This window comes from Devosia sp. A449 (assembly GCF_054489375.1).
Genome location: NZ_JBTMWU010000002.1, coordinates 348,521 through 361,490 on the forward strand (window position 1 = coordinate 348,521; position 12,970 = coordinate 361,490).

Consider the following 12,970-nt stretch of genomic DNA (forward strand, 5'->3'; position numbering starts at 1 on the left):
CTAGATTGCCGGCTCAACGCAAATCAGCAGGATATCGACAGTGAACCATCCCGAGATCATCAAACTGCAGAAGTTCCTGCAGCTGAAGTTCAACAACAAGAATATCGACGTGCGTCCGCGCCATAAGCTCAACGATTCCGTCGAGGTGTTCATTGGGGATGAATCGATCGGGCTGATCCATGCCGACGACGAGGACGGCGACAAGTCCTACATCTTCAACATGTCGATCCTCGATATCGATCTGGAAGACGTCGAGTAAGCCAGATTTTGCCGCCATCATCTGGCGGTACCACCACGATGTCACCCCGGCCCTTGAGCCGGGGCCCATCCCCAGATCATGCCGTTGAAGCCATCTCAGGATGGGTCCCGGCTCAAGGCCGGGATGACACCGCGTTTTTTGTGCTTAAGCGCCCTGGCTACCAGGCGCCGATGGGCGCCAGCCAGCGTTCCATTTCACTATCGAACTGACGCCAGGATTGCAGGATGGCGGCGTCGAAGGTGTAGATCGCCGCGATGCCGCTGGAGAGATAGACGGTGCGGACGCATTGCGCGGCGCCGTCGGTCGCAACCGGCTCAAGACATTTCGCCACGAACGGATTGGGAGCGATCGCGTCATACCAGACGCTTTCGCCAGCATAGCCGTTGCCGGACTGCATCGGCTTGCCGACGAGGCCGGGGACGCCGCTGAGCATGTCCGGGCCGAACTGGTGCAGATAGACACTGTCGAGCAGGCTGGCGCTGGTGCGGGCGCGGCTGCGCGGCAGCAGGGTGATGTCGACCGGCAGCGCCGGGCGCGCCGCGTCGGGGGCGAACTGGATGCGCAGGTCGATCTGGCTGGTGAAGCCGTCGCGCAATTGTTCGCCATAGCGGAACCAGGCGGTAGGGATGGATAATTCATGCCCCGACAGCGTCTGCACAATCGGATCTGGATCGGTGAGCGAGGGGGCTGTCGCGGCGTTGGCGCGGCCGAGCTGGTCGATCAGATAGGCCGATCCCACCGCCAGCAGTAGCACCAGAACGCCGATACCGGCGAGGTTATAGGCAAGCGACGCGCGGGCCTGATGGCGGTCGGCCAGGGCCGATTGCGAACTCATCTCCAGCATTAACCAGTTTCGCCGAGGGGACGTGACAGGTTATCAAGCGGCCAATATGCTTAATGAACGGTTAATAAGGGCGCGTAATGCGTCTGGATATCGGCAGCGGGGATGATGGGCATGACCAAGGAATTGCTGCTGGCGGGTTTTCTGATTGGCGTTGGTCTCTGCGTGGCGGGGGCGGGGACCCATCTTTACCAGTGGCTCGCAAGGCAACAGGCGATGTTGCGCTATGATGGCCGGAGTTTCGTCACCTCCATGGGCAATCTGGCGATGAGCTTCATCTGCGGCCCTTACATCATGCTGCAGCTGGGCTGGCAGCATGAAGAGGACGGCACCATTTCCATGACTTCGGCGCTGGTTTCGGCGGTAGTGGCCTTTGGCTGGGCCTTCGTCACCGGGCTGTTATTCGTCGGCGCCTACGTCGCCATCCGTTTCTAAGCGGCCGTTTCCCAGGAACGCTGCTGGCCCAATGCGCCGTCGGACGTCACCCGACTATGGCGCAAGGCCAAAGCAATGAGGCCAGCTTCGGATTGCGAAGCTGGCCTCATTCATCAGACCCCTATCAGGGATAGGCTTGGGGCGGGGTCTGGAAACTCTCAGAGCTCGGTATCCAGGGGAGGCCGGTCTGCAAATACCGGCCTACTGCGCTTCCGGTGCTCACGTACCGATATACGCTCCGCTCCGGTTCTCGAAGGCCGCCATTTTCGACTCGGCCTGCCCTGGATTCCTTCGCTCCGCGGTTGGCGCTAGTTGATGGCTGCCGTGGCCACGACGATCTCGCGGTTGTCGATCATGTCGACCCATTTGCCGGAATCGGCCTGCGACTGGCGCTTGATGTACTGGTAGGGCGTGCTGTGCCACAGGTCGATCGAGCCGACCTGGTTGTCGAGCACGAGGTCACCGCGATCGGTGCGGACCATCAGTACGGCATGACCTTCGCCATTGGCCTGCTTGACCACGGCCATCAGCAGCGTGCTGGCAGGCCAGCCGGCATTGATCAGCTCGCGGCGCTTGGCCAGGGCATAATCTTCACAATCGCCATAGCCGTTCGGATAGGTCCAGAATTCGGCGACCTGATAGAGGTCCTGGTCGGTGACCGGGACAACGCTCTGGTTGACGCCGGCATTGACGTTGAGCAGCTGCTGCCAGAGGCCCTCGTTCAGCGACACGGCGGTCACCGGATTGGGATTGGCGCGGCATTCGTCGGGACGGCTGGCGCAGAATTCGGCATGGCCAACGGGGATGCTGGTGGTGCCGCCAGCGGTCTGCACGAAGGCGATGTTGGTGACGTCGAGCGCCTGTGCCGAACCGGTGAGCGCAGCGAGTGCCATAAAGGCCCCGATAAGCGCGGCTCCCAGTGCCTTTTTGTTGGTGTGCATTTGTGTGATCTCCCTGATGGAGACCACGTTAGGGGGGCCGACTTGCGCCGGTCCGAAAACTACCACGCAGTTTTTATGCGTGTTTTATCGATTGTATTTTGGAAGAATTAACCATGCAGGCCAAGGGCTTGGCTGCTGGGGCTCAGGAAGGGATTCCAGCGAGGACACGGGCATAGAGCGCGTCGTCCTGATTTGCGCCGTCACGGCATTGCTTGGAGCCGATATGGATGGCGGTGACGCTGGCCAGTTGGTCGCTGGCGTAGCTGAAGGCGGCCTCGCGCGTGGTGCCCGATTTCATATGCCAGTTCTGATGGTGGGCAACCACGTCCCGGCCACCGTCATCGACCGCCAGCGCGGTGACGCAGACATGGTCATCGTCACGCGGATCATTATCGGTGAGCTGCTGGGTGAGGCGGAGCGTGCCGGTGGCGAGATCGAGCGTGATGGCGATGTCGACCCACTGGTCGCGCTTCCAGTCCCATTTCTGGTGGTAGGGCGGGCAAGCCAGCGTGGTCCCCACGGCGGCGCAGCTGGCGACCTTGATCTGCTGCCAGGCGTAGCCGTTCCAGTCGCCACGGCCGTCGGCAAAGGCGCCCTGGGGGGAGCCAAACGAAAGCAGGGTGGCGGCGATGGTCGCCAGTGACGAGGCGCGAAGCAGGCTTGCGGTCATGATGGCAGCATAAACAGGTTGGCGCGACCGCACCACTCACGGCTGCGCGTGGCGTCAGTTCATGCGCAGATTCTGCTGGATGACGGTCAGCATTTCCTGGGCGGAGGCGAACTCGACCGCCACGCCATTCTGGAAATGGCGGACGACCCGGGCGCGCATGCGGCCCAGGGTGACCGGCGTGCCCATGGCCGGGCGGACATCGAGTTCGATGGCGGCGCCGGACAGGGAAATGTCGATGATCTTGCAATTGTAGCGCCGGCCATCGTCGAGCACGACGGTGGAATGGCGGATATCGGGCACCACGCGTTCGTGGCGGCGATCCTCGGGCAGGTTGAGGATGTCCTTATTGGCCAGCCAGGTCAGCTGGGCCGCCATCTTGTCGCGCTTGCGCGGCGAGGCGGCTATATCCATCAGGAAGCCGCCTTCCATCTGATTGAGCAGGGTGCCTTCGATGCGACCGATATGGTCGACATAGGCAATGACCTTTTCGCCCGCCACGCCGGCCACCGGCGCGATCACCACGGCATCGCCGGGCGACATCTCCAGAATCTGGCATGGAAACTCGCGCCGGTCGGCCAGCATGTAGCGGCCGAGCACAGAAACCTGCACGCGCTGATACCTGCTCGACTCGGCACGGGTGCGGATCGGGGCAATGAATTGCGGGGAAGGAAGGTCGTCGCTGAGCATTCGCCTGACCAATGCAGCCTATTGTGTTTCCACAACAAGCTAACCGGTCTTGGTTAACGCAAAGTATTGCCATCCGTGGATTTGCGCACACCAAAGCGGCGCAAATTGTGCCTATTAACTAGAGGAAATACTTACTGTCGGCCGCCATCGATCACCGCGAGGTGGGCATAGCGGCGGGCGGAACGGCCATAGACCACGGCGGGAATCGCTGCCGGGGCGTTGGCACTGGAAAACGCCAGGTCGCTGCCGACATTGGTGGCGACTTCGCGCACCGAATCCTCAAACGCGACATCGTCGGGCCAGATCAGGCGCAGGCCGGTGATGCGCTGCTCCATGATGGGCTGCACGCCGAGCCAATAGGGCTCGTCCAGCGCGGTCATGGCGCCGAGCAGGCGGGTGTGGGTCGAGCCATTGTGGCGCAGCGGCATCAGGATGGTTTCGAAGGTGACCTTGGTGTGCACGGCGGTGCTGCCCTGGAAGGTTACCAGCGCGACGGCATGATCCTCGGTGACGGCGCGGATCAGGGTTTCCATCGCATCGTTGTCGCGCTCATGCCACAGTCCCGAGAACGAACGGCCCTTGAGTTCGCGGCAATAGCTGGTGCACAGATGGCTGCCGGCGAGGCGGAAGGAGAATTTCTCGCTCTCGTCGAGTTCGAGAATGAAGGTGTTGGCCAGGGCCTCGCGGATGCGCGTGGGGTCGATATCCTTGCGGTCGGGTGCGCTGCGGGCGCCCCGAATGGAGTTCCAGTAATCGTAGAGCGTTCTGGTGCTCGTCTTTTGCATAGTGTCTGACCCGCCAACCCTCGCGGTCGCTCCTGGTTGGAACGCGGCCGCCGCAAATCAGACATTGGCAAAACGGGAAGGCAAAAGCGCTCTTAAAGGATAGTTAAGGTTAACGGCGGCGGGCCGGTGTGGAAAAGAAGAGTGTAAGGCGCAGGGCGTCGGCGAGTCGGAGCGAAGTGATGAATGAACAAGACCGGGTACCAGCAAATCCCCAAGGGCCGGGGCGCGAGCCGGTATTCCTGCTGCCGGGAGCGGTAACAGCGGTGATTGGCCTGCTGGTGGCTGTTCACCTGGCGGCAACCCTGATTCTTAACCCTGCCGGGCAGCTGCAGCTGGTGTTCTGGTTCGCCTTCCAGCCGCTGCGCATCCTGGCGGCAGCGGAGGATCTGGCGCTGGCGGTGCCGCTGATCTGGACGCCGTTCACCCATGCCCTGCTGCATGGCGGGTGGGAGCATCTGCTGGTCAATGTCGCCTGGTTCGCGATTTTCGCGACGCCGGTGGCGCGGCGTTACGGGGCAGGGCCGATGCTGGCGATTTTCTTTATTTCGGCGGCGGCCGGGGCGGCCCTGTTCGCGGCGACAACGCTGTATTCAGGCTCTTACCTGATCGGCGCCTCTGGTGGCGTGGCCGGGCTGACCGGCGCGGCGATTCGCTTCATCTTCCAGCCGGTGATCGTGGCGACGAATCCCGATACCGGCGAGCGCAGGGTGGTCGGGCGCCGGCTGGCCTCGTTTGGCGAGCTGTGGCGCGACAGCCGGGCGCGATTTTTTACGCTGATCTGGATCGTGCTGAATGCCGCCGTGCCGCTGCTGCCGCTGGTGACCGGCGTGGAGATGGCCGTGGCCTGGCAGGCGCATCTGGGCGGGTTTTTCGCCGGCATCATGATGGTGGGGCTGTTCGAGCGGGAGAGCTGAGGAGGGCCTCAGCTCTTGTAAACGTCAGCCGGGTCGAACAGCTTCGGCAGGCCGCGATCTTCGAGTATCACGGTCCCATCTACGGTCACCGTGCGGCGGTAGAAGCAGGTTTTGCGGCCGGTATGGCAGGCGGCGCCGCGGCCGGTCTGGTTGACCAGCATCACGATGGCGTCCTGGTCGCAGTCTGTGCGGAGTTCGACCACTTGCTGGAGTTCGCCGGAAGTTTCGCCCTTTTTCCAGAGCTTGCCGCGCGAGCGCGACCAGTAATGGGCGATGCCAGTCTCCAGCGTCAGCGATAGCGCTTCGGCGTTCATATGCGCCAGCATCAGCACGTCATTGCTGCCGGCTTCAATGGTCACCACGGTGACGAGGCCGGCCGCGTCAAAGCGCGGTGCGAAGGCAGTGCCTTCTTCAAGCTGGTCGTGGGTGAGGGCGGCTGGGTCGGTGAAGGTCAGGGTCATGCCGCCTTTTAGCCCCAGCCGCTGCGTTGATCCAGTCAGCGCTTGCCGATCAGGGCAAAGAAGCGATCCTGTTCCACCCGGTCCTCGGCAAAGACGCCGGTGAAGCGATGGGTGATGGTGGAGGCGCCGTGCGAATGCACACCGCGCATCGACATGCACATATGCTCGGCTTCGAGCAGCACCGCCGCGCCGCGCGGACCCAGATGCTCATTGATCGAGTCGACGATCTGCGCGGTGAGGTTTTCCTGGGTCTGCAGGCGCCGGGCGAAGACTTCCACCAGCCGCGCCAGCTTGGACAGACCGACCACGCCATCATGGGGCAGATAGGCGATATGCGCCTTGCCGACGAAGGGCACCATGTGATGCTCGCAATGCGAGCTGAACGGGATGTCCTTGATCAGCACGATATCGTCGTAGCCGCCGACTTCCTTGAAGGTCTTGGACAGCACGGTTTCGGCGTCCTGCTCGTAGCCGGCATAGAATTCGCCATAGGCGCGAGCGACGCGGGCGGGGGTCTCCAGCAGGCCCTCGCGACTCGGATCGTCACCGGCCCAGGCGATCAAGGTGCGCACTGCGGCCTCGGCCTCGGCCTGGCTGGGCCGGCGGGGCGTGGTGGTCTCGACGGGCAAGCCGTTCAGCGGGTTGACGCGGGCGTCCATTGGCGGTTCCTTTTCGCTCTCATGCGCATTGGATGCGCCAAGCGTGGATTGGTTCCTCAAGGCCGTGTTACTGTGCGTGGCGGCCCGCTCTGGAGCCCCTATATAAGGGGCCGAGGCGAGGCCGACAAGAAACAGAATTGTGCGTTTTATGGAACTAAGCGATCTCTATTCCCAGAAGATCCTCGATCTGGCCGGAAATGCCCGTTCGCCGGGACGTCTGGCGGAGCCCGGTGCCAGTGCGCGCAAGGTGAGCCGGGTCTGCGGTTCGGCCATCGATGTCGACCTGGTGGTGCGGGACGGGATTATCGCTGCCTATGGCCACGAAGTGTCGGCCTGTGCGCTGGGGCAGACCTCGGCGGCGGTGGTGGCGCGCGAGATTGTCGGCACACCGGTGGGCGAGTTTCGCCAGCTGCGCGAGCAGATGCACGCCATGCTCAAGCAGGATGGACCGCCGCCGACGGGAAAATGGGACGATCTGCGGTTTCTGGAGCCGGTGCGCGACTATCGGGCGCGGCATATGTCGACGCTGCTGGTGTTTGATGCGGTGGTTGAGGCGCTGGAAAAAATCGAATCCACAGAATCGGTTGCGGCGGTTCGCTGATGGATCGAGTCATTGCGCTGTTCTGGCAGGTGGTGGATCTGCCGTTCAAATTTGTCGCGGTGGGGCTGATCACGCTCTACCGCTATACGATCTCGGCGTTTATCGGGCGGAACTGCCGGCATGCGCCGAGCTGCTCGGAATATACCGGCAACGCGATCTGGAAATTCGGCTTCTGGCCGGGCGGTTGGATGGGATTGGCGCGGATTGTGCGCTGTCGACCGGGCGGGACGCATGGCTATGATCCGGTGCCCGAGGCGCTGCCGGCGGTGGCGCGGTGGTATCGGCCGTGGCGTTATGGGCGGTGGAAGTAGGCCCACCCACCGGAGGATACCTCCCCCTTGACGAGGGAGGCTAGGAGGGGGGGCGAGAGCCCCGATGATTGGGGCCAAACTACCCCCACCCTTGATCCCTCCCCGCAAGGGGGAGGGTGTCGACTGCGGCTTTCGCGTTATGGCGTCACCTTTTTGCAGCCCAGAGCGGCTGGAATTGCGCGGAAAGCGTGCTAGACAAGCCGCTTGGCCGCTTCTGGCCGATTTTGGAGTGCTAAAAAATGACGATCAAGGTGACGTTTCCCGACGGTGCAGCTCGCGACTATGCGCGTGGCACCACTGGGACCACCATCGTCGAAGGCATCTCCAAGAGCCTGGCCAAGAAGACCGTGGCCATGCGCTGGAACGGTGTGCTCAGCGATCTTAGCGATGCGCTGGAGACCGACGGCAAAATTGAATTCGTGACGCGCGACAGCGGCTCCAAGGATGCGCTGGAGCTGATCCGCCACGATGCGGCGCACGTGCTGGCCGAAGCGGTGCAGGAACTGTGGCCGACGACGCAGGTCACTATCGGTCCGGTGATCGAGAACGGTTTTTATTACGACTTCAAGCGCGACGAGCCCTTCTCCGAGGAAGATTTCCCCGCCATCGAAAAGAAGATGGCTGAGATCATCGATCGTGGCGCCGCCTTCACCAAGGAAATCTGGAGCCGCGACCAGGCCAAGGAATTTTTTGCCGCGCGTGGCGAGAATTTCAAGGTGGAGCTGGTCGATGCGATTCCGGCTGACCAATCGCTCAAGATGTATAAGCAGGGCCAGTGGATCGATCTGTGCCGTGGCCCGCATATGCGCTCGGTCAAGGATGTCGGCGCTGCGTTCAAGCTGACCAAGGTGGCCGGCGCCTATTGGCGCGGCGACAGCAATAATCCGGTGCTGAGCCGCATTTACGGCACGGCCTTCGCCACGCGCGAAGAGCTGGACGCGTATCTGCATATGGTGGCCGAAGCCGAAAAGCGCGACCATCGCAAGATCGGCCAGGAAATGGACCTCTATCACTTCCAGCCGGAAGCGCAGGGGTCGGTGTTCTGGCACGCCAAGGGCTATGTGCTGTACAACCAGATGGAGACCTATATCCGTCGCCGGTTGAATTCGTCGGGCTATGTCGAGGTGAAAACCCCGCAGCTGATGAGCTCCAAGTTCTGGGAGGCCTCGGGCCACTGGGGCAAGTATCGCGAAAACATGTTCGTGGTGCCGGACGAAGTGCCGGGGACGGAAGAAGAAGGTCCGGTGCTGAGCGGCAAGGGCGACCTGATGGCGCTCAAGCCGATGAACTGCCCAGCCCATATCCAGATCTTCAATCAGGGCATTAAATCTTACCGCGATCTGCCTCTGCGGATGGCAGAATTTGGTTGCTGCCACCGCAATGAAGCGCATGGCGCGCTGCATGGGCTGATGCGCGTGCGCCAGATGACCCAGGACGACGCGCATATCTTCTGCCGCGAGGACCAGATCCAGTCCGAGACCGAGCATTTCGTGCATCTGCTGTATTCGGTCTATGCCCATATGGGCTTCGACAATGTGGTCATCAAACTGGCGACCCGCCCGGAAAATTTCGGCGGCACCATCGAGCGCTGGGATGCGGCGGAAAAGGCGCTGGGCGATGCGCTGCGCGCCACCGGCTATGACTTCGAGATTGCCGAGGGCGAGGGCGCGTTCTATGCACCCAAGCTGGAATTCCACCTCAAGGACGCCATTGGCCGTTCCTGGCAGGTGGGAACGCTGCAGCTCGACTACGTGCTGCCCGAGCGGCTGGATGCGACCTATGTCGCGGAAGACGGCTCGCGCCAGTATGCGGTGATGCTGCACCGGGCGATCCTGGGGTCGCTGGAACGCTTCATCGGCATGATGATTGAGAACTATGCCGGCAAGATGCCGATGTGGCTGGCCCCGACCCAGGTCGTGGTCGCGACCATCGTCTCCGAGGCGGATGACTATGCCGGCAAGCTGGTCGCCCAGCTCAAGGCGGCCGGTATCCGCGCCGAACTCGACATGCGCAACGAGAAGATCAACTACAAGGTGCGCGAGCATTCGGTCGGCAAGACGCCGCTGATGTTCGTCGTCGGCAAGCGCGAGGCCGAGGAGGGCACCGTGTCGGTGCGCCGTCTTGGCACCGAGGGGCAGAAGGTCGAGCCGTTCATGGATGCCCTGGTGGCGCTCATGGCCGAAGCGACCCCGCCCGACCTCAAGGCCAAGGTGGCCTGAGCCGTGCCGCAACGTCCTTCCAATCGCGAAATCAAAGCCCTCACCCATCTGGGTGAGGACAATGCCATGGGCCCCGGCGACTTCAAGGATATCGGCGAAAAGGTGTTCGCCGGTATGCTCAAGAAGGGCTGGGTCGTGCCCGCCGAAGGTCTGCCGGGCAAATACCGGGCAACCATCAAGGGCCTGACCATCCACGAAGGTGAGATTATCTTCGCCGGACGTCTCAGAAGCTAGCAGGAGCGGGGCATGGCTGACCCAATCGTCATTACCCCGCGCATTTCCATTGACGTGTCCGAGCTGGAGGAAACGTTCGTGCGCTCGGCCGGGCCGGGCGGGCAGAATGTCAACAAGGTGTCGAGCGCGGTGCAACTGCGCTTCGACCTGGTCAATTCCCCCAATATTCCCGAGGCGATGAAGCGGCGCGTCGCCGCGCTGGCCGGCAAGCGGCTGAGCAAGGCCGGCGTGCTGGTGATCACCGCCAATTCGCACCGCGACCAGCCAATGAACCGGGCCGATGCGCAGGCGCGGCTGGTGGCGCTGTTGCAGGAGGGGGCGGTGGTGCCCAAATTCCGCGTCGCCACCCGCCCGACGCTGGCCTCCAAACGCCGGCGGCTGGTGGCCAAATCGGTGCGGTCGGACGTCAAGAAAATGCGCGGTACGCCATCTGACAGCGAGTGACGGCAGCGGGACTGCTGCTCGACGGGCAATTCATCATGCCGATAGATCTGCGGTCGACGAGCAAAGTCGGGAGCGACTTCTGCGCTGAGCGTTGTTATCCTGTCGACTGTATTGGGAGGTCGTCGCCATGAAGATTGCCATCATTGGGTCAGGCTATGTTGGACTGGTGACAGGCGTCTGTCTCGCCGATTTTGGCCATGACGTGGTGTGCGTCGACAAGGATCAAAGCAAGATCGATGCCCTGGGGCGTGGCGAAATCCCGATTTATGAGCCCGGCCTTGGAGAATTGGTGAAGGCCAATATCGATGCGGGGCGGTTGTCGTTCACGACCGAGATGCAGCGGGCCGTGCCCGGGGCGGAAGTGGTGTTCATCGCCGTCGGCACCCCCTCGCGACGCGGCGATGGCCATGCCGATTTGAGCTATGTTTACGCGGTGGCGCGGGAGCTTGCCGTGACGGTCGAGGGCTTTACCGTGGTGGCGACCAAATCCACGGTGCCGGTGGGCACCGGCGACGAGGTGGCGCGCATCATTGCCACGACCAATCCCGCTGCCGATGTTGCGGTGGTTTCCAATCCGGAATTTTTGCGCGAGGGCGCGGCCATCGAGGACTTCAAGCGTCCCGACCGCATCGTGATCGGGCTGGAGGACGAACGGGCGCGCGCCGTGATGGCGGAGGTCTATCGCCCGCTCTATCTCAATCAGGCGCCGCTGCTGTTCACCGACCGGCGGACGGCGGAACTGACCAAATATGCGGCCAATGCGTTTCTGGCGATGAAGATCACCTTCATCAACGAAATTGCCGATTTGTGCGAGGCCACCGGCGCCGACGTGCAGCAGGTGGCGCGCGGCATGGGGCTGGATAACCGGATCGGCGCCAAGTTCCTGCATGCCGGGCCGGGCTATGGGGGCTCGTGCTTTCCCAAGGACACCTCGGCGCTGGTCAAGATCGGCCAGGATTTCGACAGCCCGTTGCGGCTGGTGGAAACCACGGTGGCGATCAATTCGCAGCGCAAGCGCGCCATGTCGCGCAAGATCATCGCGGCCTGTGGCGGCGATGTGCGGGGCAAGACCATCGGGGTGCTCGGCCTGACGTTTAAGCCCAATACCGATGACATGCGCGAGGCGCCGTCGATCGATATCATCACCGGGCTGGCTGATCGGGGGGCGCGCATTGTGGCCTATGATCCACAAGGTATGCAGGCAGCGCGGCAAATCCTGGAGCATGTCGAATTCGGCGAGAGTGCCTATGACGTTGCGGTCGGTGCCGCTGCGCTGGTGCTGATCACCGAGTGGAACGAGTTCCGCTCGCTCGATCTGGCGCGGCTGAAGGAGTTGATGAAGTCGCCCGTGCTCATTGATCTGCGCAATATCTATCGGCATGACGAAGTCGCCAAACACGGCTTCGCCTATACCAGCATCGGCCGGCCCAATGGCGGGGCGGGCCAAGGCGTCATCGCTGACGCCGCCGAGTGAGGCGCAGCATGAACATATTCGTGACCGGCACGGCCGGCTTTATCGGCTTTCATCTGGCGCGGCATTTGCTGGCGGCGGGGCATTCTGTGACCGGTTATGACGGGGTCACGAATTACTACGATCCGGCGCTGAAGCGGGCGCGGCTGGCGTTGCTGGCCGAGGCGCCGGGCTTTACCGCCGTCGAGGCGATGCTGGAGGATGCGGCGCGGCTAAAGCAGGCGGTGGCGGCCAGCGAGGCCGAGATCGTGGTGCATCTGGCGGCACAGCCGGGGGTGCGCTACAGCCTCGAGCATCCGCAGAGCTATATCCAGTCCAATGTGGTGGGCACGGCCAATCTGCTGGAGGCGCTGCGCGCGCATCAGCCCAGGCATCTGATCTTTGCCTCGACCAGTTCGGTCTATGGGGGCAATACCAAGCTGCCGTTTGCCGAAACTGACCGGGCCGACGCGCCGATGTCGCTCTATGCGGCGACCAAGAAATCGGGCGAGGCGATGGTGCATTCCTATGCCCATCTGTTCGGTATTCCAGCCACTTGCGTGCGCTTCTTCACAGTGTATGGGCCATGGGGACGCCCCGATATGGCGGCGATCAAGTTTGCCTCGGCGATCATGGCGGGGCGGCCGATCGATGTTTATGGCTTTGGCCAGATGCGGCGGGATTTCACCTATGTCGATGATCTGGTCGCGGCCATCGGCAAGCTGATGGAGCTGCCGCCCGAACTGGGCAAGCCGGTGGCGCATGACAGTCTGTCGGCGGTGGCGCCGTTTCGCAGCGTCAATATTGCCGGTGGGCGGCCGACCGAACTGATCGATTTCATCGGGGCGATGGAGCGGGCGGCGGGGCGCAAGGCGCAGCTCAATATGCTGCCGATGCAGCCGGGCGATGTGGTGGCGACACAGTCCGATACGCGGCTGCTGCGGGCGCTGATCGGCGAGATGCCGGAAACCTCGGTCGAGACGGGCGTGGCGCGCTTTTTCGACTGGTTCCAAAGCCATTATGGCGCTGATCGCTAGCCGGGAAGAATAAGGGCCGCTG

17 protein-coding genes are annotated in these 12,970 nt (G+C 62.7%); 10 read left to right on the forward strand and 7 right to left on the reverse strand.

All coding sequences use genetic code 11. The features are described from left to right. Positions 1–40 precede the first annotated feature (40 nt). Positions 41–259, forward strand: a complete 219-nt coding sequence (locus ACX3OW_RS07440) for a DUF3126 family protein (RefSeq protein WP_459095124.1) — start codon at positions 41–43, stop codon at positions 257–259. A gap of 157 nt (positions 260–416) precedes the next feature. Here ACX3OW_RS07440 and ACX3OW_RS07445 read toward each other — a convergent pair whose 3' ends face one another. Next, positions 417–1,094: a hypothetical protein gene (locus tag ACX3OW_RS07445; protein WP_459095125.1), complete on the reverse strand. Its 678-nt coding sequence runs from the start codon at positions 1,092–1,094 to the stop codon at positions 417–419. 120 nt (positions 1,095–1,214) lie between these two features. Here ACX3OW_RS07445 and ACX3OW_RS07450 point away from each other — a divergent pair, with 120 nt between their 5' ends. Further along, positions 1,215–1,535: a DUF6949 family protein gene (locus ACX3OW_RS07450; protein ID WP_459095126.1), complete on the forward strand. Its 321-nt coding sequence runs from the start codon at positions 1,215–1,217 to the stop codon at positions 1,533–1,535. A gap of 308 nt (positions 1,536–1,843) precedes the next feature. On the opposite strand, the gene ACX3OW_RS07455 is transcribed toward ACX3OW_RS07450, so the two are convergent. From ACX3OW_RS07455 to ACX3OW_RS07470, 4 genes are all read right to left on the reverse strand, one after another. After that, positions 1,844–2,476 (reverse strand): transglutaminase-like cysteine peptidase, encoded by a 633-nt coding sequence (locus ACX3OW_RS07455; RefSeq protein ID WP_459095127.1) that lies wholly within the window; start codon positions 2,474–2,476, stop codon positions 1,844–1,846. A 142-nt stretch (positions 2,477–2,618) separates the two neighbouring features. After that, a complete protein-coding gene (locus ACX3OW_RS07460; RefSeq protein WP_459095128.1) occupies positions 2,619–3,146 on the reverse strand; it encodes a hypothetical protein in 528 nt (175 codons plus the stop codon). A 54-nt stretch (positions 3,147–3,200) separates the two neighbouring features. After that, on the reverse strand, positions 3,201–3,833 hold the full coding sequence (locus ACX3OW_RS07465; protein WP_459095129.1) for a PilZ domain-containing protein: 633 nt from the start codon (positions 3,831–3,833) through the stop codon (positions 3,201–3,203). 131 nt (positions 3,834–3,964) lie between these two features. Next, positions 3,965–4,618 (reverse strand): PAS domain-containing protein, encoded by a 654-nt coding sequence (locus ACX3OW_RS07470; RefSeq protein ID WP_459095130.1) that lies wholly within the window; start codon positions 4,616–4,618, stop codon positions 3,965–3,967. A gap of 179 nt (positions 4,619–4,797) precedes the next feature. Between ACX3OW_RS07470 and ACX3OW_RS07475 the strand changes: the two genes are divergently transcribed. After that, positions 4,798–5,532: a rhomboid family intramembrane serine protease gene (locus ACX3OW_RS07475; RefSeq protein WP_459095131.1), complete on the forward strand. Its 735-nt coding sequence runs from the start codon at positions 4,798–4,800 to the stop codon at positions 5,530–5,532. A gap of 8 nt (positions 5,533–5,540) precedes the next feature. Here ACX3OW_RS07475 and hisI read toward each other — a convergent pair whose 3' ends face one another. Then, positions 5,541–5,993: a phosphoribosyl-AMP cyclohydrolase gene (hisI, locus tag ACX3OW_RS07480; RefSeq protein ID WP_459095132.1), complete on the reverse strand. Its 453-nt coding sequence runs from the start codon at positions 5,991–5,993 to the stop codon at positions 5,541–5,543. A 35-nt stretch (positions 5,994–6,028) separates the two neighbouring features. Further along, positions 6,029–6,652 (reverse strand): GTP cyclohydrolase I FolE, encoded by a 624-nt coding sequence (folE, locus tag ACX3OW_RS07485; protein ID WP_459095133.1) that lies wholly within the window; start codon positions 6,650–6,652, stop codon positions 6,029–6,031. 148 nt (positions 6,653–6,800) lie between these two features. Between folE and ACX3OW_RS07490 the strand changes: the two genes are divergently transcribed. The 7 genes from ACX3OW_RS07490 (at position 6,801) to ACX3OW_RS07520 (ending at position 12,948) form a co-directional block, all read left to right on the forward strand. After that, entirely contained in the window at positions 6,801–7,253 is a 453-nt protein-coding gene (locus tag ACX3OW_RS07490; RefSeq protein ID WP_459095134.1) for an iron-sulfur cluster assembly scaffold protein, read from the forward strand. Next, entirely contained in the window at positions 7,253–7,564 is a 312-nt protein-coding gene (yidD, locus tag ACX3OW_RS07495) for a membrane protein insertion efficiency factor YidD (protein ID WP_459095135.1), read from the forward strand. The genes ACX3OW_RS07490 and yidD overlap by 1 nt, the downstream gene beginning before the upstream one ends. 239 nt (positions 7,565–7,803) lie before the next feature. Further along, a complete protein-coding gene (thrS, locus tag ACX3OW_RS07500) occupies positions 7,804–9,783 on the forward strand; it encodes a threonine--tRNA ligase (RefSeq protein ID WP_459095136.1) in 1,980 nt (659 codons plus the stop codon). Between the two features lie 3 nt (positions 9,784–9,786). Beyond that, the gene (locus ACX3OW_RS07505; protein ID WP_459095137.1) at positions 9,787–10,017 is read left to right on the forward strand and encodes a hypothetical protein; all 231 of its coding nucleotides are present in this window, start codon (positions 9,787–9,789) and stop codon (positions 10,015–10,017) included. 12 nt (positions 10,018–10,029) lie between these two features. Beyond that, on the forward strand, positions 10,030–10,461 hold the full coding sequence (gene arfB, locus ACX3OW_RS07510) for an alternative ribosome rescue aminoacyl-tRNA hydrolase ArfB (protein ID WP_459095138.1): 432 nt from the start codon (positions 10,030–10,032) through the stop codon (positions 10,459–10,461). A gap of 127 nt (positions 10,462–10,588) precedes the next feature. Further along, a complete protein-coding gene (locus tag ACX3OW_RS07515) occupies positions 10,589–11,935 on the forward strand; it encodes a UDP-glucose dehydrogenase family protein (protein ID WP_459095139.1) in 1,347 nt (448 codons plus the stop codon). 8 nt (positions 11,936–11,943) lie between these two features. Beyond that, complete coding sequence (locus tag ACX3OW_RS07520) at positions 11,944–12,948, forward strand: NAD-dependent epimerase/dehydratase family protein (RefSeq protein WP_459095140.1); 1,005 nt, start codon at positions 11,944–11,946, stop codon at positions 12,946–12,948. Positions 12,949–12,970 lie beyond the last annotated feature (22 nt).

Bases quoted from the DNA above. Each gene is read 5' to 3' on its own strand.
- ACX3OW_RS07455 (WP_459095127.1), bottom strand. From the start codon at position 2,476: ATGCACACCAACAAAAAGGCACTGGGAGCCGCGCTTATCGGGGCCTTT.
- ACX3OW_RS07490 (WP_459095134.1), top strand. From the start codon at position 6,801: ATGGAACTAAGCGATCTCTATTCCCAGAAGATCCTCGATCTGGCCGGA.
- ACX3OW_RS07450 (WP_459095126.1), top strand. From the start codon at position 1,215: ATGACCAAGGAATTGCTGCTGGCGGGTTTTCTGATTGGCGTTGGTCTC.
- ACX3OW_RS07515 (WP_459095139.1), top strand. From the start codon at position 10,589: ATGAAGATTGCCATCATTGGGTCAGGCTATGTTGGACTGGTGACAGGC.
- arfB (WP_459095138.1), top strand. From the start codon at position 10,030: ATGGCTGACCCAATCGTCATTACCCCGCGCATTTCCATTGACGTGTCC.
- ACX3OW_RS07460 (WP_459095128.1), bottom strand. From the start codon at position 3,146: ATGACCGCAAGCCTGCTTCGCGCCTCGTCACTGGCGACCATCGCCGCC.
- yidD (WP_459095135.1), top strand. From the start codon at position 7,253: ATGGATCGAGTCATTGCGCTGTTCTGGCAGGTGGTGGATCTGCCGTTC.
- ACX3OW_RS07445 (WP_459095125.1), bottom strand. From the start codon at position 1,094: ATGAGTTCGCAATCGGCCCTGGCCGACCGCCATCAGGCCCGCGCGTCG.
- hisI (WP_459095132.1), bottom strand. From the start codon at position 5,993: ATGACCCTGACCTTCACCGACCCAGCCGCCCTCACCCACGACCAGCTT.
- ACX3OW_RS07520 (WP_459095140.1), top strand. From the start codon at position 11,944: ATGAACATATTCGTGACCGGCACGGCCGGCTTTATCGGCTTTCATCTG.
- ACX3OW_RS07470 (WP_459095130.1), bottom strand. From the start codon at position 4,618: ATGCAAAAGACGAGCACCAGAACGCTCTACGATTACTGGAACTCCATT.
- ACX3OW_RS07475 (WP_459095131.1), top strand. From the start codon at position 4,798: ATGAATGAACAAGACCGGGTACCAGCAAATCCCCAAGGGCCGGGGCGC.
- ACX3OW_RS07465 (WP_459095129.1), bottom strand. From the start codon at position 3,833: ATGCTCAGCGACGACCTTCCTTCCCCGCAATTCATTGCCCCGATCCGC.
- thrS (WP_459095136.1), top strand. From the start codon at position 7,804: ATGACGATCAAGGTGACGTTTCCCGACGGTGCAGCTCGCGACTATGCG.
- folE (WP_459095133.1), bottom strand. From the start codon at position 6,652: ATGGACGCCCGCGTCAACCCGCTGAACGGCTTGCCCGTCGAGACCACC.